The 23,900-nt window shown below is 59.8% G+C and carries 21 protein-coding genes; 11 read left to right on the forward strand and 10 right to left on the reverse strand.

The features are described 5' to 3' along the window. The first annotated feature begins 116 nt into the window (after positions 1–116). Both RUI03_RS08960 and RUI03_RS08965 read left to right on the forward strand, forming a co-directional pair. Entirely contained in the window at positions 117–1,232 is a 1,116-nt protein-coding gene (locus tag RUI03_RS08960) for a P-loop NTPase (RefSeq protein ID WP_317287117.1), read from the forward strand. A 9-nt stretch (positions 1,233–1,241) separates the two neighbouring features. Beyond that, entirely contained in the window at positions 1,242–1,796 is a 555-nt protein-coding gene (locus RUI03_RS08965; protein WP_317287118.1) for an SspB family protein, read from the forward strand. Here the strand turns inward: RUI03_RS08965 and RUI03_RS08970 are convergent, their stop codons facing one another. Continuing rightward, the gene (locus tag RUI03_RS08970) at positions 1,797–2,282 is read right to left on the reverse strand and encodes a YajQ family cyclic di-GMP-binding protein (RefSeq protein ID WP_317287119.1); all 486 of its coding nucleotides are present in this window, start codon (positions 2,280–2,282) and stop codon (positions 1,797–1,799) included. Positions 2,283–2,605: 323 nt separating this feature from the next. Between RUI03_RS08970 and ctrA the strand changes: the two genes are divergently transcribed. Continuing rightward, a complete protein-coding gene (ctrA, locus tag RUI03_RS08975; RefSeq protein WP_317287120.1) occupies positions 2,606–3,298 on the forward strand; it encodes a response regulator transcription factor CtrA in 693 nt (230 codons plus the stop codon). A 117-nt stretch (positions 3,299–3,415) separates the two neighbouring features. On the opposite strand, the gene nusG is transcribed toward ctrA, so the two are convergent. The 4 genes from nusG to dnaE all read right to left on the reverse strand — a co-directional run bounded on the left by nusG (position 3,416) and on the right by dnaE (position 8,507). Then, on the reverse strand, positions 3,416–3,952 hold the full coding sequence (gene nusG / locus RUI03_RS08980; RefSeq protein ID WP_317287121.1) for a transcription termination/antitermination protein NusG: 537 nt from the start codon (positions 3,950–3,952) through the stop codon (positions 3,416–3,418). An 18-nt stretch (positions 3,953–3,970) separates the two neighbouring features. After that, positions 3,971–4,285, reverse strand: a complete 315-nt coding sequence (gene secE / locus RUI03_RS08985; RefSeq protein ID WP_317287122.1) for a preprotein translocase subunit SecE — start codon at positions 4,283–4,285, stop codon at positions 3,971–3,973. Between the two features lie 140 nt (positions 4,286–4,425). Further along, entirely contained in the window at positions 4,426–4,986 is a 561-nt protein-coding gene (locus RUI03_RS08990; RefSeq protein WP_317287123.1) for a fasciclin domain-containing protein, read from the reverse strand. Between the two features lie 32 nt (positions 4,987–5,018). Beyond that, positions 5,019–8,507 carry a DNA polymerase III subunit alpha gene (gene dnaE / locus RUI03_RS08995; protein WP_317287124.1) on the reverse strand — a complete coding sequence of 1,163 codons (3,489 nt, stop codon included), beginning with the start codon at positions 8,505–8,507 and terminating at the stop codon, positions 5,019–5,021. 365 nt (positions 8,508–8,872) lie between these two features. On the opposite strand from dnaE, the gene RUI03_RS09000 reads away from it, so the two are divergent. Next, positions 8,873–11,209, forward strand: coding sequence for a UvrD-helicase domain-containing protein (locus RUI03_RS09000; RefSeq protein WP_317287125.1), 2,337 nt, complete (start codon positions 8,873–8,875; stop codon positions 11,207–11,209). Between the two features lie 24 nt (positions 11,210–11,233). On the opposite strand, the gene RUI03_RS09005 is transcribed toward RUI03_RS09000, so the two are convergent. Both RUI03_RS09005 and RUI03_RS09010 read right to left on the reverse strand, forming a co-directional pair. Beyond that, a complete protein-coding gene (locus RUI03_RS09005; protein WP_317287126.1) occupies positions 11,234–12,217 on the reverse strand; it encodes a glucokinase in 984 nt (327 codons plus the stop codon). Positions 12,218–12,303: 86 nt separating this feature from the next. Then, a complete protein-coding gene (locus RUI03_RS09010) occupies positions 12,304–13,785 on the reverse strand; it encodes a leucyl aminopeptidase (protein WP_317287127.1) in 1,482 nt (493 codons plus the stop codon). Positions 13,786–13,912: 127 nt separating this feature from the next. Between RUI03_RS09010 and RUI03_RS09015 the strand changes: the two genes are divergently transcribed. The 5 genes from RUI03_RS09015 to RUI03_RS09035 all read left to right on the forward strand — a co-directional run bounded on the left by RUI03_RS09015 (position 13,913) and on the right by RUI03_RS09035 (position 19,989). Beyond that, positions 13,913–15,076, forward strand: a complete 1,164-nt coding sequence (locus tag RUI03_RS09015; protein WP_317287128.1) for an LptF/LptG family permease — start codon at positions 13,913–13,915, stop codon at positions 15,074–15,076. Next, the gene (gene lptG, locus RUI03_RS09020; protein WP_317287129.1) at positions 15,073–16,173 is read left to right on the forward strand and encodes an LPS export ABC transporter permease LptG; all 1,101 of its coding nucleotides are present in this window, start codon (positions 15,073–15,075) and stop codon (positions 16,171–16,173) included. Before RUI03_RS09015 ends, lptG begins: the two co-directional genes overlap by 4 nt. A 112-nt stretch (positions 16,174–16,285) precedes the next feature. Continuing rightward, complete coding sequence (locus RUI03_RS09025; protein WP_317287130.1) at positions 16,286–18,547, forward strand: LPS-assembly protein LptD; 2,262 nt, start codon at positions 16,286–16,288, stop codon at positions 18,545–18,547. 110 nt (positions 18,548–18,657) lie between these two features. After that, entirely contained in the window at positions 18,658–19,062 is a 405-nt protein-coding gene (locus RUI03_RS09030; RefSeq protein ID WP_317287131.1) for a helix-turn-helix transcriptional regulator, read from the forward strand. 105 nt (positions 19,063–19,167) lie between these two features. Further along, on the forward strand, positions 19,168–19,989 hold the full coding sequence (locus RUI03_RS09035; protein WP_317287132.1) for an inositol monophosphatase family protein: 822 nt from the start codon (positions 19,168–19,170) through the stop codon (positions 19,987–19,989). Positions 19,990–20,032: 43 nt separating this feature from the next. Here the strand turns inward: RUI03_RS09035 and RUI03_RS09040 are convergent, their stop codons facing one another. Continuing rightward, positions 20,033–21,622: a peptide MFS transporter gene (locus RUI03_RS09040; protein ID WP_410795937.1), complete on the reverse strand. Its 1,590-nt coding sequence runs from the start codon at positions 21,620–21,622 to the stop codon at positions 20,033–20,035. A 96-nt stretch (positions 21,623–21,718) separates the two neighbouring features. Between RUI03_RS09040 and RUI03_RS09045 the strand changes: the two genes are divergently transcribed. Beyond that, complete coding sequence (locus RUI03_RS09045) at positions 21,719–22,162, forward strand: HIT domain-containing protein (protein ID WP_317287134.1); 444 nt, start codon at positions 21,719–21,721, stop codon at positions 22,160–22,162. On the opposite strand, the gene RUI03_RS09050 is transcribed toward RUI03_RS09045, so the two are convergent. Next, on the reverse strand, positions 22,159–22,428 hold the full coding sequence (locus RUI03_RS09050) for a CBU_0592 family membrane protein (RefSeq protein ID WP_317287135.1): 270 nt from the start codon (positions 22,426–22,428) through the stop codon (positions 22,159–22,161). The genes RUI03_RS09045 and RUI03_RS09050 overlap by 4 nt on opposite strands. 159 nt (positions 22,429–22,587) lie before the next feature. Between RUI03_RS09050 and RUI03_RS09055 the strand changes: the two genes are divergently transcribed. Next, positions 22,588–23,289: a YceI family protein gene (locus RUI03_RS09055; protein ID WP_317287136.1), complete on the forward strand. Its 702-nt coding sequence runs from the start codon at positions 22,588–22,590 to the stop codon at positions 23,287–23,289. Here the strand turns inward: RUI03_RS09055 and RUI03_RS09060 are convergent. Continuing rightward, positions 23,274–23,867 carry an exopolysaccharide biosynthesis protein gene (locus tag RUI03_RS09060; protein ID WP_317287137.1) on the reverse strand — a complete coding sequence of 198 codons (594 nt, stop codon included), beginning with the start codon at positions 23,865–23,867 and terminating at the stop codon, positions 23,274–23,276. The genes RUI03_RS09055 and RUI03_RS09060 overlap by 16 nt on opposite strands. Between the last annotated feature and the right edge of the window lie 33 nt (positions 23,868–23,900).

Genomic DNA, 23,900 nt, shown 5'->3' on the forward strand with positions numbered 1-23,900 from the left:
AAAGACACAAAAAGAGCCTGTGGATCCGGCGAAAGCGTGACATATGTCCGTGATATATGTGAATGACGAGCCCAGACGCAACAAAAGCCCCCGCAAAGAAAGATAAAACGCTCCGAATGTTCGATCGAATGAAAGATGCTGCGCAAAAAGGGATGGCCGAGCGTCGGCTACGCGGGGTTCTGCGCGAGGCGGGCGTGGACGGCGGGGCGAGCCTGTCTTTCCGCGTGACTGAAGATCGCTTGCGCGCGACGATCGTCCTTGCGGAAAATTGTGTGATAACAAGCGACAAAGCGGTAAATCTGGAAAGCCGCCTGAACGCTGTTGAAGGTCTGGCCGGGGTCACATTGGTGCAGACCGGCCATGGCGCGAAAACTGCGCCCGCCCCGCCGCCGTCTGCAGCCGGCGGGCACGACAATCCCCTGCACCTGCCCCGCCGCGGCGATACGCCTCCCCCCTCCTTCAAGCCGGCTCGCCCCGAACGCCAACGGCCCGACGGCGTCGCTCGGGTCCTGGCCGTCGCCAGTGGCAAGGGCGGTGTTGGCAAGAGCACGGTCGCCGCGCGACTGGCGCTGGCGCTGTCCGCTCAGGGGCAACGCGTCGGCATTCTTGATCTCGACATTTACGGCCCATCGCTGCCCGTGCTCTTTGGCATTGGCGATGAAACACCAGAGGTCGAGGACGGAAAACTCCTGCCAATCAAGGCTGCGGGCCTCGAACTCATGTCGATCGGTTTTCTGGTTGGCGAGGAAAAGTCTCTCGCCTGGCGCGGGCCGATGGTCATGGGTGCGGCGAAACAGTTGCTGACCGAAGTTCAATGGGGGCCACTGGACTGGCTCATCATCGACACGCCTCCGGGCACGGGCGACGCGCACCTGACTCTACTGCAACGAACCATTATTGACGGCACTGTTCTCGTGTCGCTGCCCAATCCGATGTCGCTGGCGGATGTGGTGCGCGGCGCAGCGCTGTTCCGGAAGATGAACATCCCCATTCTCGGACTGGTCGAAAACATGGCCACCCTGCCCGACGGCTCCCGCCCCTTTGGCGACAGCCTGGCGACGGCCGTTGCAGACCAGGCGGACCTGCCCGTTATCGCAACGCTGCCCCTGAACCCCGCATGGGCCGTCCCCATCGGGCGCACAGCCCCGGCGCCCCTGCCCGAATTTGCCAGTCTGGCGACACTGATTGCCGGAAAAATTGACGCGCTGGACCCTGAACGCGGCGCACAGTAGGACAAACTTATGTCAAATGATGATGCTGAACTCGATTATGCGTACCTTGCCCAGAATGCCCTCCGCGGCGTGGTCCGGGATGTCCTCTCGCTGACCCGCGAATTGGGCGCCCCTCCTGGCGACCACCATTTCTATATTGAATTTATGACTCACGCGCCGGGAGTTCAGATCCCGGGACACCTGCGCGAGCAATATCCCGAACGCATGACCATCGTTCTGCAGCACCAGTTCGAAGCGCTCTTCGTGGAGCCCGATCATTTTGGTGTGACACTGCATTTCAATCGTGTGCCGGCCCCGCTAATCATCCCTTACGAGGCGGTGTCCCAGTTCGCCGATCCGTCAGTGAACTTCGCTCTACAGTTCCCGATCGACGACAGTCATCCATCAGTGGAAGACGCCGCCGCAACAGATCCGTCCGCTCATTCCGCCGAAGTGCGGAGCTTCGGTTCGCATCGGAAGGACGCCGCCAAGGACGATGGGCCGGATGATGACGGTCCGGACGATCGCGGACCGTCGGGCGGATCGGCTGACGTGGTCAGCCTCGACCGTTTCCGCAAGAAATAATCAGTCCCGGAAGTTTTTGTACTGGGTAGGCTGATCAAGTTTCATTGATTTGACGAGCGCAATGGCCTCCTGCAGGTCATCGCGCTTCTTGCCTGTCACCCGGACACTATCGCCCTGAATCGAAGCCTGAACCTTGAGCTTGGCGGCCTTGATCTCCTTGACGATTTTCTTCGCCATTTCAGTATCGATGCCTTCGATGACTTTCACCGTCTGGCGAACGGACTGTCCGGCCGCCTGTTCGACTTTCCCCATGTCCAGCTGACCCGGCTCAATCCCGCGGCGCTGCAGATGGCCGCGCAGGACCTCGTGCACCTGGTTGAGCTTCATGTCGTCGTCAGCCTTGATGGAAATGACAGCGCCATCGGCGGTCACCTCGGATGAAGATCCCTTGAAATCATACCTCGTACCAATTTCTCGCATCACGTTGGCACAGGCGTTTTCAACTTCAGAGAGGTCGACTTCGGAAACGATATCGAATGAGGGCATTTTCTACCTCCTTAAACTATGTGTCGAATAGGTGTGCAGAGCGCCTTAGCGCGTTAATGGCGAACTTGGCACACTGCTTTTTCCGGTCTTTTTCATTAACAATGACGCATACGCCAAAAGTAAATTCGCAGCCCTTTTTCCTTGAAAATACAATCGAAGCGGCGTTAATCTTTGTGAAGAGTCCTGCAAGGGTTGGACCCGGCGCCCTGCGTTCGTTACTGGCGTTAATCATTACTAAAGTAAATTCTCGGTATGGTTCGGGGGCGATTGGTCGGCGCACGCGGCGCGGACCAGGAACGGATGAATTGAGGAGGGCCTGAGCCTTGCGCGTTCTGTTGATTGAAGATGATGGTGCAACGGCACAAAGCATCGAGCTGATGCTGAAGTCGGACGGGTTCAACTGCTACACCACAGATCTTGGTGAAGAAGGGGTCGACCTCGGAAAATTGTACGATTACGACATAATTCTTCTTGACCTTAACCTGCCGGACATGACGGGCTTTGACGTCCTGAAACAGCTCCGTGTAGCGAAGGTCAACACACCAATCCTGATCCTCACCGGTCTCGGCGATACCGAGAACAAGGTTCGCGGTCTGGGCTTTGGCGCTGATGACTACATGACCAAGCCGTTCCACAAGGACGAACTGGTCGCCCGGATCCACGCCATTGTGCGCCGGTCGAAGGGTCACAGCCAGTCTGTCATCACCACGGGTTCGCTTATTGTTAACCTCGATGCGAAAACCGTCGAAGTTGCCGGTCAGCGCGTTCATCTGACGGGTAAAGAGTATCAGATGCTGGAGCTGCTTTCGCTCCGCAAGGGCACGACCCTGACCAAGGAGATGTTCCTGAACCATCTCTATGGTGGTATGGACGAGCCGGAACTGAAAATCATTGACGTGTTCATCTGTAAGCTGCGCAAGAAACTCGCTGCAGCAACCGAGGGCGAACACTATATCGAGACCGTCTGGGGTCGCGGCTATGTGCTGCGGGATCCAGCCGAGGAAGTGGCCGCGTAAGCGCCCCCTCTTCAGAAATGCAAAAGGCCCGCTCAATCGAGCGGGCCTTTTTTGTGCAGCGTGCAGAACAGTGGGCCTCAAAGACCGGCGCGAACCGGCCCTCGAACCATCACGACGTCATGCCTGTTTGTCGACCTGACCATATTCCAGCTCGACCGGCGTGGCGCGGCCGAAAATCGAAACGGACACTTTGAGGCGCGCATTGTCCTCGTCAATATCCTCGACAACACCAGAGAACGAGGCAAATGGGCCGTCGATCACCTTCACCGTCTCGCCGATATCGTAAAGGATCTTCGGCTTGGCTGGCGCGGCGGCGGCTTCTTCCATTGCGCCCATGATCCGGTCGATTTCCTTCTGGCTCACCGGCAGCGGCTTTTTGCCAGACCCAAGAAATCCTGTGACTTTGGGTGTTGAATTGATGACGTGGAAGGCGTTGTCATTCATCACCATCTTCACGAGCACATAGCCGGGGAAGCTGACATGCTCGACATTGACCTTGCGGCCGCGGCGCACTTCAACTTTTTCCTCGGTCGGAACAAGAATGTCCTCGAACAGATGGCCGAGCCCCTTATCCTCAGCTGACTGCCGGATCGCATCCGCAACCTTCTTCTCGAAGTTCGAGTAGGCGTGGACGATATACCATTTGGCTTCCATGGATCAGTTCGCTCTTGGTTAGGCGTTGATATTGAGAATGAGCGGCACGATGAAGCGCAGCACCTGATCGACGATCAGGAAGAAGACACTGGCCAGCGCCACCATGATCAGAACCATGATCGTCGAGACCATGGTCTCGCTGCGCGTTGTCCAGGTGATTTTCTGACTTTCGTCGCGGACCTGCCGCAGGAACTGGATCGGCCCAACCGACGCCTTCTTGGTCTTTTCGGTCTTCTCGCGGTTCGGGGTGTCGCCCGCAGACGCCGACGACATGGCGATCGCGTCGCCCGTGCCGGTCCGACCTGTTTTCTTGCGATGTTTGGACTTCGGCATCCGGTATTCCTTAGTGTTTCAAAGACAGCGTCTCTTGATCGGCTTGGGCCGTTGATGCGGGAGACGTAATGTTTGGGAGACACAGATGCCATAGCCGCATGGCATCAAATGTCAAGCCATCATCAAATCCTACCGGCTGCCTATTCCTGTACAGGTGGCAGCAGAACCGCATCGATCACATGGATGATTCCGTTGTCCGCCGCAATGTCAGGGCTGATGACAACCGCATCGGCGATGGTCACCACTTCGCCGGTCACACCGGACTGGAGCGGCATGCCCGCCAGGGTGGTGAGGGTTTGCCCCCCACTGCCCAGCGCCTCACTGTCAAACTGGCCCGAAACAACATGGTATTTCAGCAAGGCCGCCAGTTCCTCGCGGTTTTCCGGCCGGCGCAGCACATCAAGAGCACCTTCAGGCAAGGCTGCAAAAGCCGCGTTGCTCGGCGCAAACAGGGTTACGGAAGATGCACCGCGCAGATCGTCCTGAAGCCCGGCAATTGCCACCAGATCCTCAAGCGTTGAAAACTGGTCATTTGCCGCGACGACATCCACGATGGTCTGCGGCGCCTCTTCCGCGGGTGCGGCCGAAGCGCTCGGTGTCTCGCGGCTTCCCTCTGGAAAGGCACTCCCGTCATCCTGATTGCCGCAGGCGACAAGACCGAATGAGATCGCAATTACGGATAAGAGTGGCAGTTTCGGCATGACAACGGACCTCGGCAAAATCTGGTTTTTCCTTATTTAGCGGCAGATCGGTCCAGGGCCAATGATGACCGCGTCAACTCAACCGCGGCCACGCCTTCAACGGTTTTCAAACTGCCTTTGACTGCCGCGCTGATCGCGCAACTGGCCGGCATGGCGAGTTCAACCTCATATCCGGTATCCTGGGTCGGCAGAATCAGGACGACCGTGCCCGGCGGCCCGCCATTGGCGGGCGGCAATGCCTCCAGCCGCCGCTTGATGGACGGCAGCGCGTCCGGCGTTTCCAGCACGATCCGGACGCAATCATCCCGCTCGATCGGGCGCAGATCGTCGAGGCGACGGATCCCCTCACCCGTCAGTCTGATACCGCCGCCTTGGTCTTCCGCCGTCACCGTCAGATGCAATCGCTGGCCGGGCTCAAGCATATCCTTGGCGTGTTCCAGAAGTTCCGAGAAAATCGTGATTTCGAAATCACCCGTCTGGTCTGACAGGGTCAGCCAAGCAAACGGCTTGCCGGACTTGGATCGCCGCCGCGAAACGTCGCGCACAATGCCCGCCAACTGTACCACGATCCGGCTGTCTTTCGCCTGCTCCATCGCCTGCGCGACCGAGATGACACCGCGTTCGGTCAACGCATCCCGGTAGTCGTCCAGGGGGTGGCCGGTCAGGTAAAAGCCAAGGGCCTCGGCCTCACGCTCAAGCTGGTCCAGCGACGACCATGGCTCGACATCAGGCACGTCGGGGCGGGCCAGTCCCGGTCCTGACTGTTCACCGAACAGGCCGCCTTGGTCGCTGGCCTTTTCCGCCTGTACGGCAACTGAGTAACGCAGGAAGAAATCAGCATGCTGAAAAACCTGCGCACGATTTTTCGTCAGGCAGTCGAAGGCCCCGGCTTTTGCCAGTTGCTCAAAGCCACGCCGGCCGATCTTGCGCACATCAACCCGCTCGCAGAAATCAAAAATATCCTCGAAGACGCCCCCGGCCGTTCGGGCCTTCACGACTTCCTGCATGGCCTCGACACCGACATTTTTCAGCGCGCCCATGGCATAGAGAATGGCATCATCCCGGACGGCAAAATCGGCGTCGGATTCGTTCACCGATGGCGGTTTGAGGATAACGCCGCACCGCCGAGCCTCGCTGGCGAACAGGGCCATCTTGTCCGTCAGCGCCATATCAAGGGACATCGACGCAGCGATGAAGGCGGCGGGATGGTTCGCTTTCAGAAACGCTGTCTGATAACTGATCCACGCATAGGCCGCCGCGTGAGATTTGTTGAAACCATAGCCGGCAAACTTGGCCACGAGTTCAAAGATGCTGTCCGCCTTGGCTGGATCGACCTCGTTCGCCGCCGCCCCTTCGACAAACCGCTTCTTCTGCTTGTCCATCTCCTCTTTTTTCTTCTTGCCCATCGCGCGGCGAAGAAGGTCAGCTTCGCCCAGCGAATAGCCTGACAGGATCTGGGCAATCTGCATCACCTGCTCCTGATAGATGATGACGCCGTAGGTTTCCTTCAGCACATCTTCGAGCAGCGGGTGGAGGTAGTCCGGCTCCTCCAGCCCCGCCTTCCGGTCGATATAGGTTGGGATGTTATCCATCGGACCGGGACGGTAGAGCGAGACGAGAGCGATAATATCTTCAAGACAGTCAGCATTCAGCCCACGGAGGGTTGCGCGCATGCCCGAACTTTCAAGCTGAAACACGCCAACCGCATCGCCGCGGCCAAGCATCTCATAGGTGGCCTTGTCATCAAGCGGGATCGCATCGATGTCGAGCTCAACACCAGCCCCCTTCAGATAGTCGATGGCCCGCTTGATCACCGTGAGGGTCTTCAGCCCCAGAAAGTCAAATTTGACGAGACCTGCGGGCTCCACCCACTTCATGTTGAACTGGGTCACCGGCATGGGCGAGCGCGGATCCCGATAGAGGGGAACAAGCTCGTGCAGCGGCCGATCCCCGATCACGACGCCGGCCGCATGGGTCGACGCATGACGATAAAGCCCCTCAAGCTTCAACGCCGTGACAAGCAGGCTGTCGACCGCGCTGTCGCGTTTGCGTTCGTCCTTGAACTGAGGTTCGACCTCGATCGCTTCGGCCAGTGTGACAGGGTTCGCCGGATTGTTGGGCACCATCTTGCAGAGGCGATCCACCTGCCCGAAGGGCATCTGCAGTACACGGCCAACATCCCGCAATACGGCCCGCGCCTGCAGCTTACCGAAGGTAATGATCTGGGCCACGCGGTCGAACCCATAGCGGTCCTGCACATAGCCGATGACCTCGTCCCGCCGGTCCTGGCAGAAATCGACGTCGAAGTCGGGCATGGACACCCGCTCTGGGTTGAGGAAGCGTTCGAACAGCAGGTTGAACCGCAAAGGATCAAGGTCGGTAATCGTCAGCGCATAGGCCACGAGCGAGCCCGCACCCGAGCCCCGCCCCGGCCCCACGGGAATATCGTGGTTCTTGGCCCATTTGATGAAGTCCGAAACGATCAGAAAGTATCCCGGAAATCCCATCCGGTTGATGATCCCCAACTCCTTTTCGAGCCGGTCCCAATAGGCCTGTTCGGGCTGCGCCAAGGGGATGCTGGCGAGCCGGTTGCGCAGCCCCTCTTCGGCCTCTGCGCGCAAAGCCGCCTTCTCCCCTTCAAGGTCGCCGGCAAAACTGGGCAGGATGGGCGGAAAGGTACGTGGACGGAAGGCACAGCGCTGGGCAATCTCCACCGTCGCATCAATGGCTTCGGGCAGGTCCGCAAACAGCGCTACCATCTCCTCAGCCGACCGGAAGTAATGACCGTCACTGACCTGGCGTCGGTCCGACTGGCTGATATAGGCCCCGTCGGCAATACACAGGAGCGCATCATGGGCGCTGTGATCGCCGCGGCCGTTGAAGTAGACATTATTCGCGGCAACGACTGGCAGGTCTTCGGCAATGGCCATGCCCACAAGCCCAGGCTCCGCCGGGTAGCGGCCATCCCGATCTGTCTTTTCACTCTCAGGGTGACGCTGAAGCTCGATATAGAGTCTGTCGGCAAAAGCGTCTTTCAGCGCCTTAAGCACGGTCAGGGCCGCATCCCCCTCGCCTGCCTCGATCAGCCGGTCGACAGGTCCCTGTGGCCCACCGGTCAGGCAGATCAGACCTGCAGACTGGGCCATCAGAGATGTCAGGCTGACCCCGACCTCAAGCCCGTCGGCCGGGTTCAGATACGCCTCCGACCCCACGGCCATCAGGCTCTTGTACCCCTCCTCCGACTGGGCAAGGAGCACCACGCTAGGGGGCCGTCCCTCACTCAGTTCAATCTCCGGCAGATCGATCTTGATCGACAGCTCAATCCCGGTGATCGGCTGGATCCCCTGACCACTGAGCACTTCTGACGCTTCGAGGGCCCCGAAGAGATTGTTTGTATCCGTCACCGCAAGGGCTGGCATGCCCGACTGCTGACACAGCTTGACCAGATGGCCGATATGGATCGCCCCCTCTGCGAGAGAAAAGGCCGAATGCAGATGAAGATGGACGAATGGCTGGCTCACAATGCCACCTTATCGAAGCTTGCGCTGCAGAAAACGGCTTCTTTTCAACAGCACGGCACGCGCATCAGACCACGCCGCACAGGCAGGCTGCCCCCGAGATCATTCCAAGCAGAACGCAGAAACCGAGCATGTCCTTGAAGTGCGTCATCGTACCCTCGCTATATGATTGCAAAATCATCATAGTTCCTGTTATGTTCTCATGTCAACAATTGTTCTTTTTTTGTTCTATCACCGACCATCCCGCAAGCTATTGAATTTCGTCATCCTTTCGGTTGCGAGAGGAGTTTTCCACAATGCGGGCCATTTTCCTGCGAAGCGGATCTCAAGACTGGCGGCGATGGATAGTCGCGCGTTATAGGAGTGAAATGACATCCAAACCTTCGTTGGCAGCCCGGGCTGCCGCCAGCATTGCGCCGCGTCCTGCCGCCGATGCGGCCTATCTTGATGGCCTTAATCCGCCCCAGCGCGAGGCGGTCCTCACCACGGAGGGACCCGTCCTCATGCTGGCCGGTGCCGGCACTGGCAAGACCAAGGCGCTGACATCTCGGCTGGCGCACCTTCTGGCGAGCGGCAAGGCACAGCCATGGCAGCTGCTGGCAGTGACCTTCACCAACAAGGCAGCGCGAGAGATGCGTCATCGCATCGGTGCCATTGTGGGCGAGACCGTGGAGGGCATGCGGTGGCTGGGCACGTTCCACTCGATCGGCGCGCAGATCCTCAGACGTCATGCGGAAGTGGTCGGCCTGAAATCCAGCTTCACGATTATCGACACCGACGACCAGCTGCGCCTGTGCAAACAGGTCATCGAGGCCGCGGGTCTTGATGAAAAACGCTGGACCGGCCGGGCGCTCGCCGGCGTGATCGACAATTGGAAAAATGCCGGCCTGATCCCGACCCAGGTCCCCAAGGACGATGCCTGGACCTTCGCCGATGGCAAAGCGATCGACCTCTACAGGGCTTATCAGGAGCGACTGGTCAGTCTCAACGCGGCCGATTTTGGCGACCTTCTCGTCCACAACCTGTCCATTTTCCGGGCACAGCCGGATATCCTCGCGACCTATCACAAGCAGTTCCGCTACATGATGGTCGACGAATATCAGGATACGAACGTCGCCCAGTATCTGTGGTTGCGCCTTCTGGCTCAACGGCCGGGCACGGACGAACCGAGCAATATCTGCGTCGTTGGTGACGATGATCAGTCCATTTATGGCTGGCGCGGCGCCGAGGTTGAGAACATCCTGCGGTTTGAAAAGGACTTCCCCGGCGCGAAGGTCATTCGCCTGGAGCAGAACTATCGCTCGACACCGTCGATACTCGCCGCAGCCTCCTCGATCATCAGTCGCAATGAAGACCGGCTTGGTAAGACGTTGTGGACGGCGCTGGAGGAAGGCGAATGCGTCCGCCTGCGCGGCGTCTGGGACGCCGATGAAGAAGCGCGGACGATCACGGACGATATCGAGGCGGAGCAATCCAAGGGCCGCAGCCTGTCCGACATCGCGGTTCTCGTGCGCGCCTCGTTCCAGATGCGGTCGTTCGAAGAGCGCTTCAACACCGCCGGTATCCCCTATCAGGTCGTCGGGGGGCCGAGATTTTACGAGCGGGAGGAAACCCGCGACGCCCTTGCCTATCTGCGCCTTGTCCGCAACCCGGATGATGATCTGAGCTTTTCCCGCATCATCAACAAGCCGCGCCGAGGATTTGGCGACAAAGCCCTCCAGACGCTGATGATCGCAGGGCGTTCCGCCGGGGTCAGCCTGTTTGAAGCAGCGCAGCGCCTGCTGGAGACGGACGAGGTGAAGGGCAAGGCCAAGACGTCTCTTCGCCTGTTCATTGAGTCGCTGCATCGCTGGCGTGCATTGGCGGCCGATGTCCCGCCGGGCGACCTGAGCGAAACAGTCCTCGAAGAATCGGGGTACACGGATTTCTGGCGCCAGTCGAAGAGCGTTCAGAGCGGCACCAAGCTCGAGAACCTCAAGGAACTCGTGCAGGCGGCCTCCGAGTTCGAAACGCTGGACGGCTATCTTGATCATGTCAGCCTTGTGGCCGAGCGGTCCACCAACGATGACGGCAGCGGCATGGTCTGGCTGATGACGCTACACGCGGCCAAGGGGCTTGAATATCCTGTCGTCTTCCTGCCGGGCTGGGAGGAAGATCTGTTCCCCTCCGGACGATCCCTCGATGAGAGCGGCAAGGCCGGCCTCGAGGAAGAGCGTCGCCTTGCCTATGTCGGGATCACGCGGGCACGCGAGTCCTGCCGGATCAGCTTCGCCGCCAATCGCCAGGTCTATGGCCGGTGGCAGTCTGCCCTGCCCTCGCGATTTATCGATGAGTTGCCAGAAGAGCATGTAGACGTCATTTCCGAGCCCGGCCTTTACGGGGTGAAGGCACGCGACATGCCGAGCCAGTCGCGGTTTGACGCAGAAGCGCTCTCGACACGGAATGGCTACGATACCCCTGGCTGGCGCCGGGCGCAGCAATCCCGCCGGACCAGCCGCCCACCGGCCATTGAAGGGTCCGCGAAACTGATCGCTTCCTCTGCAGCCGGATCATCGCCCTATAAGGTCGGGGACCGCGTCTTCCACCGCAAATTCGGTGACGGCACGGTCCAGCGCAACGAGGGCAACAAGGTCACGGTCCATTTCGACGATGACGGCGAAAAGAAAGTGATTTCAAGCTTCCTTACGCCATCGGCCGACGGCTGATGGCGCAAGGCCCGCAAAACCGGGCTAGTGCGGATCGCGCAGAATGGCTGCTGCACCGCGCATGGCGGCATCGCCAGCGGTCAGCAGGAAGACCGGTACCTGCTCAAGATAGTGGGTCATTGCGCTCTGGCCGATAAACCGCTCGACAAACGGACTGGACAGAAGGATCTCCTGGAAGCGCGGCAGAATACCGCCAGCCAGCATGACGCCGCCGCGTCCGCCGGTCGCCAGCACGGCATTGCTCGCCACAATGCCAAGGAAGGCGCAGAACTGATCAAGCGTCGCACGACAGCGGGCATCGCCCGCCAGCGCACCGGCCGTCACCTCGGCCGGCGTCGTTTCCGCCGCCACCACATTGTCGCACAGCGCCATCGCCAGATGCAGGCGGACAATGCCGGAGCCGCAGAGCACATCTTCCGCCGATGCGGTCCGGCGCAGAGTCTTGTTCAGGGCCATGACGATCGCATGTTCACGCTCATTGGTGGCGGGCAGGACCACGTGTCCTCCTTCAGCCGCAACGGGAACCGGCAGGTAGCGATGCGGGACGACCAGCCCCTGTCCGAGCCCGGTGCCGGGTCCGATGGTCACGACCGGCGCACCCATCATCGGCATACCTGCCTTCACCGACACAATGTCATCCTGCAACGGCGTCAGCGCGAAGCGGCTCAGCGCCTCGAAATCATTGACGACCATCACGTCGTCCATGTTGAACATCTTGCACAGCTCACGCCGGTTGATGCGCCATGGCGAGTTGGTGAAGGAAGCCTGCCCTTCGGAAACCGGGCCAGCCACCGCAAAACAGGCCGCGGTCAGGCGGTCATCGAGATGATCCAGATAGTCCCGGAATGCGATATGGAAATCGGGATAGTCCTCAACCTTCAGGGTCTTGTGATGACGCACATGTCCCTTCTCGTCGACCACGCCAAAGCGCGCATTTGTGCCCCCGATATCTCCCACGATAACGGCCCCGGGCACAGTATTGCCATTGGCAGGCATGGCGATATTCAAGGCGACCCTCCTTGGATTGCGTCTTGAGGCAATCTCGTCACCGACAGCGCGAAGAACACTTATCCGCTCGCGCCGCCCATTACTAACTAGCGTTCAAACGACCGGCGAACCAGTGCGTCCAGCAAACGTACCCCATAGCCTGTTGCGCCTTTAGGGCAAACGTCTTGATCTTTGGTTGTCCACGCCATTCCTGCGATGTCCAGATGGGCCCATTTGACATTATCGTCCACAAAGCGCGCCAGGAAGGCTGCTGCCGTCGAAGAGCCACCTTCGCGGCCGCCGATGTTCTTCATGTCGGCAATGTCGCTCTTGATCATGTCGTCATGGGCTTTCGTCAGGGGCATGCGCCACAGCAGCTCACCGGTCTCTTCGCCCGCTGCCATCAGATCGGCACCAAAGTCATCATCCTTGGTGAACATGCCGCCAAACTCGTGAGCGAGGCTGATGATGATGGCGCCGGTCAGCGTTGCAAGATCGACAATGGCCGATGGCTCGAACGTTTTCTGCGCATAAGCCAGCACATCGGCGAGCACCAGACGGCCCTCGGCATCGGTGTTGAGGACTTCAACCGTCTGGCCCGACATGGACGTCACCACGTCACTTGGGCGCTGGGCATTTCCGCTAGGCATGTTTTCGACAAGACCGATCAGGCCGACAACGTTCGCCTTGGCCTTGCGGCCTGCAATGGCGTGCATTGCGCCGGTGACGGCAGCTGCGCCGCCCATGTCGAACTTCATGTCCTCCATGCCGCCGGCCGGCTTGATGCTGATACCGCCCGTGTCGAACGTCACGCCCTTGCCCACGAGGGCCAGCGGCTTTTCACCATCCTTGCCGCCCTTCCAGTGCATGGCGACAAGACGGCTTGGTTTGACCGACCCCTGCCCCACACCGAGAAGGCAACCCATGCCGAGCTTGGTCATCGCATCGACGTCGAGAACGGTGACCTCGACCCCGAGCTTTTCAAGTTCGAGGCAACGATCAGCAAAGCTCTCGGGGTACAGCACATTTGGCGGCTCGGTCACCAGATCGCGGGCCACTTTGACACCGGCAACAATCGATTTGGCTTCATCGAGGCTGGCGGTCGCCCCCTCGGCATCGGATGCCACGATCGTGACGCCCTCAAGCGCGACTGCATCTTTCGGCGCCGTCTTCTTGCGATAAATGTCGAAGTCGTATTGGCGAAGCATCATGCCAAGGGCAATCTTGCCAGCAAGGTCCGCGCCCGACTTGCCTGCGTAGGTCAGACCTTCAGACACCACCGAAATGTGGCTGATCCCCTTGCCTGCCGCCGCCAGGGCCTTGCCGCCGAGCGCCACCGCATCCACCGCGCCCTTGCCATCGCCGAGGCCCAACAGAACGACCACCGCGTCATCAAGGCCATCGGGCCCTGCCAGCATGACTTTCTCGCCAGCCTTCGCCTTGAAATTCGCCGCCTTCATGCCCCGCGCGAGCGCCCCCTTGGACTGCTCATCCACCAGTTTGACGGCGGGCGAGCTAAGACCACCCTGCAGCACAGGAACAATGATGGTGCCGTGTTGGGGGAGCGAGGACGAGAAGTTGATTTTCATCGACAATACCTTCCGAGGGTCGTTCAAAACTGTAATCAGGGGCACGCTAGGCGTGCGCGCGACGCTGTGCTAGTCCCTCAACTCTTCCACGTGAAGTCCTATCCATCCGACGACGGCTGAGTTGCTCTTGAACCGCCTTGACCAATACCTTTTCCGTCAAGGGGCCATTCCCTTTTTGATGATCCTGCTGTGCAGCACGGCGGTCATCTGGCTGACGCAGGTCCTGCAACGGGTCGACCTGATGGTTGAGGATGGGGGATCGCTCTGGTCCTTCACCAAGGTAACGGTACTTCTGATCCCCAGTCTTGTCGGTGTCATCATTCCCTTCGCGATGCTTGGCGCGGTGCTGTACGCAATCAACGTACTGGCGACGGATAATGAGCTGCCAGTGATCAGCGCGGCCGGGGCCAGCCGCTTTCGTACGGCGCGTCCCATCCTTCTTCTGTCGGTGATGGCGTCGCTGGTCGTCCTGCTGATCAATGTCGATCTGCAGCCGCGCAGCTACAGGGTGATGAAGGAAACGGTCGAATCGGTGCGGTCAGATGTGGCCCGCACGCTCATTCGTTCCAAAATCTTCTCCGAAGTCAGCGATGGCATCACGGTCTACGCCGAGGAAGTCCGCCCGGGCGACCAATATATCGGTCTTCTGATTCATGACAGCCGCGATAGCGCAAAGCCGATCACCTACACGGCAGAGCGCGGCATGTTCAAACTTGTGAACGGCCAGCCGCGTCTCCTGATGGTTCGCGGTACAATTCAGCAAATCGATCCGGACACGGGGCGCGCTGAGATCCTTCGTTTCATCGAAACAGCGATCGACATGGCGACCTTCAGCAAGTCCGAGAACCGCAGCCGCAATCTGGAGAGCACGGAGCGCTATCTGTCCGAGCTGTTTGCCCCGGATCTGACCAACCCCTATGCCGCCTCGCGCGCAGACAGCTTCCGGGCCGAGGGCCATTCGCGGCTGGCGACGCCACTTTATCCAATGGCCTTTGCGGCGCTCGCTCTCGCCATCATGCTGACCGCGCCCGTGTCCCGTCAGGGATATTCGCGGCGCCTTATGATGGCGATCGGTGCAGCCATTCTTTTGCGCACCGTTGGCTATGTCCTGCAGAACGCAGGGTCGGGCGGACCGGTCTTCAACACCCTGCAATATGTCCTGCCAGCGGCCGCGATTCTCGTCTCCCTCGCTGTAATCGCCGGAAAATTCTGGATCGTTAAGCGGCGGCCAGCACCGGATATCGGCCGTATCCTCGACAACCCGAACGGGTTGGAGGCGGCCAGCTCATGATCGTCACGAAGAAATATTTCACCTACCTGATGCGCCGTACGCTGATGGGGATTCTCGGTCTGCTGACGGTCATCTGGATGCTGGTGATCTCCGTCGACCTGATCGAGGCCATGCGCGAAGTGGGCAAGGTAGAGGGCGCCGGGCTGAAAGAAGCGGTGCAGATGACCCTGTTCCGCACCCCGCAGATCCTGCTGACCATGAGCCCGTTCGTCTTCCTGTTCGGGACGCTGTGGTCATTTGGCCAGATGTCCAAGACATCAGAGGTCGCCGTCATGCGCGCTGCCGGCCTGTCCGTCTGGCGGATCGTCCTTGCACCAGTTGTGCTGGCGCTCATGATGGGTCTGGTGCTCGTCACCACGCTTGACCCCATTGCGTCGCATCTCGCCAGCCGGGCGCAGGGCATCAAGAATGAGATGCGAGGCAAGGAAGCCAATCTTCTGGAGCAGTTTCAGGATGGCATATGGCTGCGCCAGACCGATGCCAATTCATCGTCCATCATCCGGGCCGCGGAGTACGATCCCGATGAGCAGCGCTTGTCCGGGGTCACCGTCTGGCGGCGCACCCTCGATGGCGTGTTCATCGAGCGTTGGGATGCCGAATACGCAGACGTGACGCCGACAGTCTTCTATCTGCGCAATGCACGCCGATCGACGCTGCACGGTGAAGGAGAAGTCCTGCAGGACACGCAGCCATTTGTGGTCAATATTGACCTGCGCGCGCTGCGCGAAGATGTGGCCAAGCCGGATGCGCTGTCTGTGTGGGAGCTGCCGACCTTTACCCGCGTCATGGGCAGCGCCGGCATGTCGACGATTGACTACCAGATCCGCTATCAGAATCTGTGGTCCCTGCCCGTCAATCTGGCGGCGATGGCCCTTATTGCCTGCGGATTTGCGCTGAGCATGAACACCCGCTCCGGCGGCACTGCGGGGCTTCTGGGTATCGGTGTGGCGGCAGGTTTTGCCCTCTTCATCCTGGCCCGGTTTTCAACGGCAGTGGCCAAGGTGGAAATTGTCCCGGTGGCGCTGGCCGCATGGGCGCCGGGTCTTCTTGCCATGATGCTGGCCACCAGCCTTCTTCTCTATCGCGAAGATGGTTGACGCCCGGCGGCAAAACATCGCCAATTCATTGTCATAAGTCACGCGCAGCGCTAGGCGCTAAGGTACAGGTGACCGGCCAGCAAGGCCGGGTCAAAAGGACGATGGGAAACTCATGAAGGTGTCTCGCCAGGCATTGGCTGTTGCGGCGTTTGGCCTGACCGGCGTGTCCGGCGCGTGGGCCGTGCAGGAGACCACCGCCAATGAGAGCGAAACTGTCCTTCTTTCCGCCGACACCGTCACCCGTGATGATGAGAATTCTCCCGTCACCGCCGAAGGCAATGTTCGCGCCTTTTTCGGCGAGCAGACACTGGTCGCAGATCGCCTGACCTATGACCCGACGACCGATGTCGTCATCGCCGAAGGCCATGTGTCGATTTTTGATGGAGACGGGCAGAGCTATTTTGCCGACTCCGTTGAACTGACCGGCGACCTGAAAGACGGCGTGGCGGCCAATTTTTCCGCCCTCATCGGCAAACAGACGCGACTGGCGGGCTCGTCCGTGGTGCGCCGCTCATCTGGCAACAATGATCTGAACAATGCCGTCTTCACCGGTTGCAGTGTGTGCCGTGAGGATGGAAGCAAGAAGACCCCGACCTGGGCAGTCAAGGCACTCCGTGTCACGCAGGATACGGAAGACGAGACAATCAGATTTCGGAATGCGACGATCGAGGTTCTCGGCGTCCCTGTTCTCTACACGCCCTATTTTGAGTTTCCCGATCCCAGCGCCAAGCGTAAATCTGGCTTTCTGACCCCGAGCATCGGGAACTCGACCCGCGCCGGGTTCGAGGCTGAGATCCCCTATTACTGGGCCATCTCGGACTATCAGGATTTCACCTTCTCGCCGCGGGTCATGACCGAACTCGGTACGCTGGTAAAAGGCGAGTATCGGGTGCAGCGGCACAATGGCGGTGCCGTGGTGCAGGCGGGTATCATCGATCCATTGTCCGGCTACTCGGTCCGCAACGGCCGCCCGACCGAAAATCCAGACGACTGGCCCACCGGTCCGCGCTGGCATGTATTCTCTGCCGGGTATCGCGAATTCCGCGACCACTGGCGCGGCGAGTACGATGTCAATCTTGTGTCGGACAAGGGCTATCTGCGGACCTATGACATCCAGCCTCAGGGTGAGCTGCGCGAGACCATCGATATCGTTCAGCCCGATCGCCTCGAGAACAGATTGTCCTTCTCCCGGCGGACGAACAATTCGTTCACGGACATCTCCACGTTCATGTTCCAGAGCCTTAGGTTCAACGAGGACAATGACTACTTCGCCGACGCCATGCCCCGCATCCGGCACGAGCAGCGGATGCCGGTCCCGGTCATTGGCGGTGATGTGCAGGTAGAAGGCAATCTGCTGTATCTGAACCGGCCCGAAGGTCTCGACACCATGCGGGCCGTCGCGAAAGCGGGATACGAGAAGCGCTATACCACGCAGAATGGTCATCGCCTGCGCGGCTTTGCCGAGATGCGCGCCGATATTTACCGCTATAGTGATGTGTCGCAGGGCATCGAGGCCTGTAACGTCGAAGACCGTGATTACGACGTGTGCCGACTGAACCTGCCGCGTGAAGGTGAAGACGACACGTTCGAGACCACCCGGCTGCTTCCAACTGCGGGCGTTGAGTGGACCTATCCCCTCGCAAAGTTCACTGAAAAAGCGACCTTCATCATCGAGCCCAAGGTCCAGGCTGTGTTCAGCCCGGATCGGGACTACACCGATGACATCATCAATGAGGACAGCGGCTTCTTCCAGTTCGACACGATCACCCTGTTCGACCCTTCCAAATCCAGCGGTCTGGATCTGTGGGAAGATGGACAGCGCCTTAATGTCGGTGTCACTGCGAGCGCCCTCTACACCAACGGCCTGGAAGTCTCCGGGACCATTGGCCAGCAGTTCCGCGCCGAGGACAGCACGACATTCGATGACGATGTCGGATTGGGCGAGCGCAGTTCGGACCTTGTCGGCGATGTCAGCGTCAAGGTGGGCAATCGCTTCCAGCTCGACAACAAGATCCGCCTCGACAAGGCCGATGGGACGCTGCGCCGGAACGAAACCAATGCCCGGACGCGCATTGGTCCCGTCTCAGGCGCCCTCACCTATCTGCGGGTTGAAAGCCCTGAGTTCAGTGCCGAGGGCCGCCGCGACGAGTTCATGTCTGCCGCGCTCAGCTATCAGCTGACCGACAAATGGACGGTCGGAGGCAATTGGCGTGAGAACCTTGAAAGCGGGACAACCGTCAATCAGAGCCTGCTACTCCAATATCGGGACGACTGTACCATCTTTTCGCTCGCCTACAGGTTCGATAATACGACAGGTGACGGGTTTAACGAGAACCGCAGCCTGACCTTCAACGTGGATATCCTTGGCTTCTAGCCCTTGTTCCTGTTGGGTTTTACACTTTTTCAAGAAATTCCCGAGGGTGTGAGCGCCCTTCGGCACACAACTTGAAGTGTTCCACTCATACACGAACAAAGGAGTGGCACATGGTGCATCCCATCGACCTTCATGTCGGACAAAGACTTCGTCAGCGTCGCTGCCTTCTGGGCATGACGCAGCAAAAGCTGGCTGAAGCCGTCGGCATCAAGTTCCAGCAAATTCAGAAATATGAATCCGGTGCCAACCGCGTATCGGCGTCACGCCTCTGGGCGCTGGCTGAGGCCTTGGGCGTGCCGGTCAGCCACTTTTTCGAGGGCCTGTCCCGGGATGATCAGGAAGCGCTCGTCGGCGCCGATGGCGACGACGGGGTCATGGACGATCGGCCATATATTGCGCCGGAAGTGTTCTCCGCCAAGGAAACCATCGACCTGGTGCGGGCCTATTACAATCTGAAAGAAGAGCCACGTCGCCGGCTTCTTGATCTGGCAAAGACCCTCGCGGGCGCTGCCTAAGTCGTCTTGGGGGAGGGGCGCACCTGACGCCGCGGGTTGAGGAGCACATCTCCTCCCCGCGGCTTTTTCTTGTCTGGGCCTCAGGCTTCGGCCACATGAGCGCGCATGACCGAGATTGATCCCTCCAGCCTTCGCGCATTTTTCCATGAACTGGCCGACGCCGCCGCGGCCGAGACCTTGCCCCGCTTTCGCGGCACTGGCGATGTGGTCAACAAGCTCGCGGACGCTGATGGCACGGCCTACGATCCGGTCACGGCCGCCGATCGGGAGGGCGAATCGGCTATCCGCCAACGGATCGAAGCGACCTTTCCTGATCACGCGATCTTGGGCGAAGAGCACGGCGCCCGCGCCGGGACGAGCGGCTATCGCTGGGTCATTGACCCGGTCGACGGGACGCGAGCATTTGTTTCCGGCGTTCCCGTCTGGACGACGCTCGTCGGGTTGGAGCGCGACGGAGAACTGATCGGTGGCCTTATCGATCAGCCCTGGCTGAAGGAGCGCTGGATCGGTATCAAGGCTCACGGCACTGAGTATTCTGCCCCACAAGGATCAAAGCCTGCGAGCGTATCATCGTGCACCTCCTTGCCGGACGCACGGTTCACTGTGACTGACATGCGCCCGGGCAGCTATTTTACCGATGAGGAACTTGATCGCCTTTACGCCGTGTCCTCGCCCTGCCGCATCGTTCGGCAGGGGCTGGATGCGTATGGGTTCGCGCTCATCGCCTCGGGGCATCTCGATCTGTGCATCGAGGCCGGCCTGAACTGGCATGACATCGCAGCGATCGTGCCGGTCATCGAAGCCGCGGGCGGTGTGGTCTGCACCTGGGACGGTGCGCCTGTGACCGAAGCCTTCCCGCGGGGCCGGTGCGTCATCGCCGCGACTCAGGCCCTGGCCGATGCTGCCTGCACCATCCTGACAAAATAAAAGCGGCCCCGAAGGGCCGCTTTCAACTCAGATCGAGAGTGCCTTAAGGCATGTGGTCGACCGGTGCTTCGGCCAGCTTGCCCTGATCCTTCTTCAGACCTGTTCCGGTGTCGGTCAGGGTCTTGAGGTGCATCAGGTAATTGATGGCCGGAGAAATCACGATCAGGCCCACCCCGACGGCGACCGCGAGCCAGCCGACATTGGTGTAGACATTCAGGACCATGCTTTCGCCATTCGGCCCCTCGACCGCCGTCATCTGCGCGATCTTGGACGACACGAAGTTGCCGGCGCCCGAGGCGAGGAACCAGGTCCCCATGATCAGACCGACCATGCTTGGCACCGACAGGCGCGTCATGGCCGACAAACCGACTGGCGACAGACAGATCTCGCCGGTCGTGTGCAGCAGGTAAATCAGGAAGATGAAGATCACCGGCGTCAGGCCATCACCCGCCGCATTGGCACCCCAGACGAGAACGAGGAAGCCAAGACCGACCTGAATGACACCCAGACCGAATTTCTGCGGCGTTGTCGGTTCGAGGTTTTTTGACGCCAGGAAGCCCCAGACGGCGGCAAAGACCGGTCCGAAATAGATGATGTACATCGCGTTGAGGGACTGAAACACCGACGCGGGCACTTCAGATCCAAGGAAGTTCCGGTTGACCTGCTCATCGGTGAAGATGTTCAGGGACGACCCCGCCTGTTCGAACAGCGCCCAGAACAGGATCTGCACGCTGATCAGGAAGAGCGCGGCAAAGATGCGATCCCTTGAATGCGCCTCCAGCGTGATCACGGATCTGCCGATAATATACGCCACAGTCAGACCGCCAAAGACGGATAGCAACAGGCCAACGGTGTCCTGGTCACGGACAACCCACCAGACACCGATCGTCAGGATGATTGTCCCGAGCGCGATCCAGACATTCGGGTGAATACCGGCAAAGCCCTTGATGCTGGCTTTGACTTCGTCGCTAAGCTCGCCGGCCCCTTGGAGGAGCGGCTTGCCGATGACGAAGACGATCAGGCCCAGTAGCATGCCGATACCGGCAAGACCGAAGCCATATTGCCAGCCGAACGTCTCACCGAGATAGCCGGCATAGAGAGCGCCGAAGAACGAGCCCGAGTTGATACCGACATAGAACAGCGTGAATGCCCGGTCGCGACGCGTGTCAGTGCGCGGGTAAAGCTGGCCGACGATGGCGGAGATATTCCCCTTCAGGAAGCCAACGCCCATGACGATCAGCGCCAGCGCCAGATAGAAGATGTTCAGATAGGTCCCATCGGTTTCGCCAGCGACCGCTGTTGGCGGCCCTTCGATCGCCATGGTGGCGTGACCAGCGACGAGCAGAACCGCGCCCCACATCACCGCGCGGCGGTGGCCGAGGAAGCGGTCCGCAACATAGCCGCCGATGACCGGCAGGATATAGACCAGTGTCGTATAGGCGCCGTAGATCCCGTAGGCGGCATCCTCAGTGAACAGGAAATGCTTGGTCAGGTAGAAGATCAGCAGCGCCCGCATGCCGTAATAGGAGAATCGCTCCCACATCTCGGCAAAGAACAGGATATAGAGACCCTTGGGGTGGGTGCGCATCATGTACAGCGCCGCCGCCAGCCCCACAAAGCCGATCGCCGTCATTATAAGAATAAATTGCATGAATAGTTCCTGCTTCTCCGGGCAGCCTGCCCTTGCTGTGACCGTTCGAACCGCGACCTTAACCTGTGTGACAGAAAAATGAACAGTGAAGTTACGACCGAAACGTCCAACCACGCGACTTTTCAGCGTGATTACCGCCTGGAAGCTGAAACGCTGACGTCGATTTCACTCAAGCTGAGTGATCTTCTCCTCCGCAATGAGGCGCGCTTTCCCTGGCTGGTGTTGATTCCGCGCCGTGTGGGTGCGCGGGAGACCTTCGACCTGCTGCCGTCAGACCGGGACCAATTATGGGATGAAATCAACCGAGTTGGTGCCGCTCTGAAGACCGTCACTGGTGCTGCGAAGATTAACACGGCGCTGTTCGGCAATATGGTGCCGCAGCTGCATGTTCACATCATCGCCCGCACGCCCGAGGACCCAGCCTGGCCGGCCAGCGCCGTCGGCTTTGGCGCGCCCTCGCCCTATTGCGACAATACGCCGCCAGACTGGTGGTCCATGGTCTGCGCTGCCGTCCAATACTAGTCGGATTTGGGGTTTCGCTTCCTTACGGCTCTGACAAATCCGTAGACGCTGATAGCGAACCAGAAGATCTCGATCACCATGCTGGCGGCATTGAAATTGAACAGCAATGAGACAGCGATCAGCAACGCGGCGAGACCGTTGGCCGCCGAGTAGAGCGGATCGTCGGCGGAAATTTTCTTGAACTGCAGCGCTGCATAGGCGCCCAGCAATAATGCGACGCCCAGGAACCCGACGGCATCATGCCATGAAAATGTCCACTCGCTCATTTGATGTCCGGTAAGGGTTATGGTTTGAAAGGGTATCTGCCGGGCCAACTGGCAAACGGCGGATCGCGGCCATAGACTTTCGTCCAACGCAAGGCAACACGCGCGTTGGGCCGGTGATGGCGTGTCGTCAGAGGGGCAGATCAGGGAGACGATGACAGCATGAAACGCTTGATGACAACGCTGATCGGGCTTGTTCCGCTTCTCGCGCTGGGCGCAGGTTGCGCGATGCACCAGGGTGTTGAAACACCGCCCGCTGCTGGTGACAGTGCGTCCGCCACACAAGCCCTCATCGTCGATCAGCTGCGTGCGGCCCAGTACAGTCTGGGGCCGGAGGAAACCGACATCGCATTCGCCGTCAAACCGGTGGGAATGTCGTCGGTCGCGGGGGCCTTTGACCTGTTCGATGGCAATGTGACCATTTCCGGTCAGTCACCGCAGGAGGTGATGCTTGTCGCCAATGTGGACATGCGTTCCGTTACGCTCCCCAATCCCATGCTGGAATCGATGGTCAAAAGCGCGGCCTGGTTCGACGTGGACAATCATCCGACAGCGCAGTTCACCGGTCGACTGGAGAATTGGGACGAGACCGGGAAAGGTCTCGTGACTGGTCAGATGACAATTCGAAACGTCTCCGTACCGGAAACATTCGATATCCGCTTTACCTGCGACGGTATTGCCAACTGCCCTCAGGAGGCCGTCGGCTTTCGCGGCGAAATTGCCGTCCGCCGCTCGGACTACGGCATGAACAGCATGCAGCGTATGGTGGATGATGAAGTCACGCTGTCGATCGCTGGCCGCCTGCACCGTCAGCCGGAACAGTTGATGGCCCAGACGCTGAGCCCAAATTACGTCAGCAGATAGAGGGCGAGGCCTAATGTGCCGATGCTGAAGACATAGCCCAACAGCATCATCAGCCCGTCTTTGGCCATCAGGCCGATCCCGAAAAACAGAAGACCAAGACCGGGGGCCGACACCGCTGCCGGGATGAGTTCCAGTGGGATCATGAAGAGACCCAGCAAAGTCGCCACGATGGCCGCCGCTCGCTCAGATACGGGGCCGGTGAATTGCCCCAGTCGACTGGTGAAAAGATGATCCAGCCTAGCCAGCACTGGCTGCGCCTTGTCTTGGGCCTTTCGCAGCCGCTCCGTCTTGATCGAGACTTTTTCCACGCGCTGGGGCAGCCAGATATGGTCGCGGCCAAAGACGAACTGCAGCGTGAAGAGGACAACCACCACGCCAAGGACGGCAGGCACCCCAGGCACGGCCCCGATCGGCGGGATCATGACCATCAGCCCGATCAGCACGAGAATGGGCCCTATCGACCGGCTACCGAACGAATCAAGCAGATCGCCGATCGACGTCTTGTCGCCGTCGCTGGCATGAACCGCCTCGTCCAGAATGTCTTCCAGTGGCGCTGTGGTTTCCTGTTGCGGGGGCATGCGACAAAAACGTCAGGCCGCCGCAACTGTTCC

It is taken from the genome of Parvularcula sp. LCG005, assembly GCF_032930845.1.
Classification (GTDB): Bacteria; Pseudomonadota; Alphaproteobacteria; order Caulobacterales; family Parvularculaceae; genus Parvularcula.

Bases quoted from the DNA above. Each gene is read 5' to 3' on its own strand.
- RUI03_RS08960 (WP_317287117.1), top strand. From the start codon at position 117: ATGTTCGATCGAATGAAAGATGCTGCGCAAAAAGGGATGGCCGAGCGT.
- RUI03_RS08965 (WP_317287118.1), top strand. From the start codon at position 1,242: ATGTCAAATGATGATGCTGAACTCGATTATGCGTACCTTGCCCAGAAT.
- RUI03_RS08970 (WP_317287119.1), bottom strand. From the start codon at position 2,282: ATGCCCTCATTCGATATCGTTTCCGAAGTCGACCTCTCTGAAGTTGAA.
- nusG (WP_317287121.1), bottom strand. From the start codon at position 3,952: ATGGAAGCCAAATGGTATATCGTCCACGCCTACTCGAACTTCGAGAAG.
- secE (WP_317287122.1), bottom strand. From the start codon at position 4,285: ATGCCGAAGTCCAAACATCGCAAGAAAACAGGTCGGACCGGCACGGGC.
- RUI03_RS08990 (WP_317287123.1), bottom strand. From the start codon at position 4,986: ATGCCGAAACTGCCACTCTTATCCGTAATTGCGATCTCATTCGGTCTT.
- RUI03_RS09000 (WP_317287125.1), top strand. From the start codon at position 8,873: ATGACATCCAAACCTTCGTTGGCAGCCCGGGCTGCCGCCAGCATTGCG.
- RUI03_RS09010 (WP_317287127.1), bottom strand. From the start codon at position 13,785: ATGAAAATCAACTTCTCGTCCTCGCTCCCCCAACACGGCACCATCATT.
- lptG (WP_317287129.1), top strand. From the start codon at position 15,073: ATGATCGTCACGAAGAAATATTTCACCTACCTGATGCGCCGTACGCTG.
- RUI03_RS09025 (WP_317287130.1), top strand. From the start codon at position 16,286: ATGAAGGTGTCTCGCCAGGCATTGGCTGTTGCGGCGTTTGGCCTGACC.
- RUI03_RS09030 (WP_317287131.1), top strand. From the start codon at position 18,658: ATGGTGCATCCCATCGACCTTCATGTCGGACAAAGACTTCGTCAGCGT.
- RUI03_RS09035 (WP_317287132.1), top strand. From the start codon at position 19,168: ATGACCGAGATTGATCCCTCCAGCCTTCGCGCATTTTTCCATGAACTG.
- RUI03_RS09040 (WP_410795937.1), bottom strand. From the start codon at position 21,622: ATGACGGCGATCGGCTTTGTGGGGCTGGCGGCGGCGCTGTACATGATG.
- RUI03_RS09045 (WP_317287134.1), top strand. From the start codon at position 21,719: ATGAACAGTGAAGTTACGACCGAAACGTCCAACCACGCGACTTTTCAG.
- RUI03_RS09050 (WP_317287135.1), bottom strand. From the start codon at position 22,428: ATGAGCGAGTGGACATTTTCATGGCATGATGCCGTCGGGTTCCTGGGC.
- RUI03_RS09055 (WP_317287136.1), top strand. From the start codon at position 22,588: ATGAAACGCTTGATGACAACGCTGATCGGGCTTGTTCCGCTTCTCGCG.
- RUI03_RS09060 (WP_317287137.1), bottom strand. From the start codon at position 23,867: ATGCCCCCGCAACAGGAAACCACAGCGCCACTGGAAGACATTCTGGAC.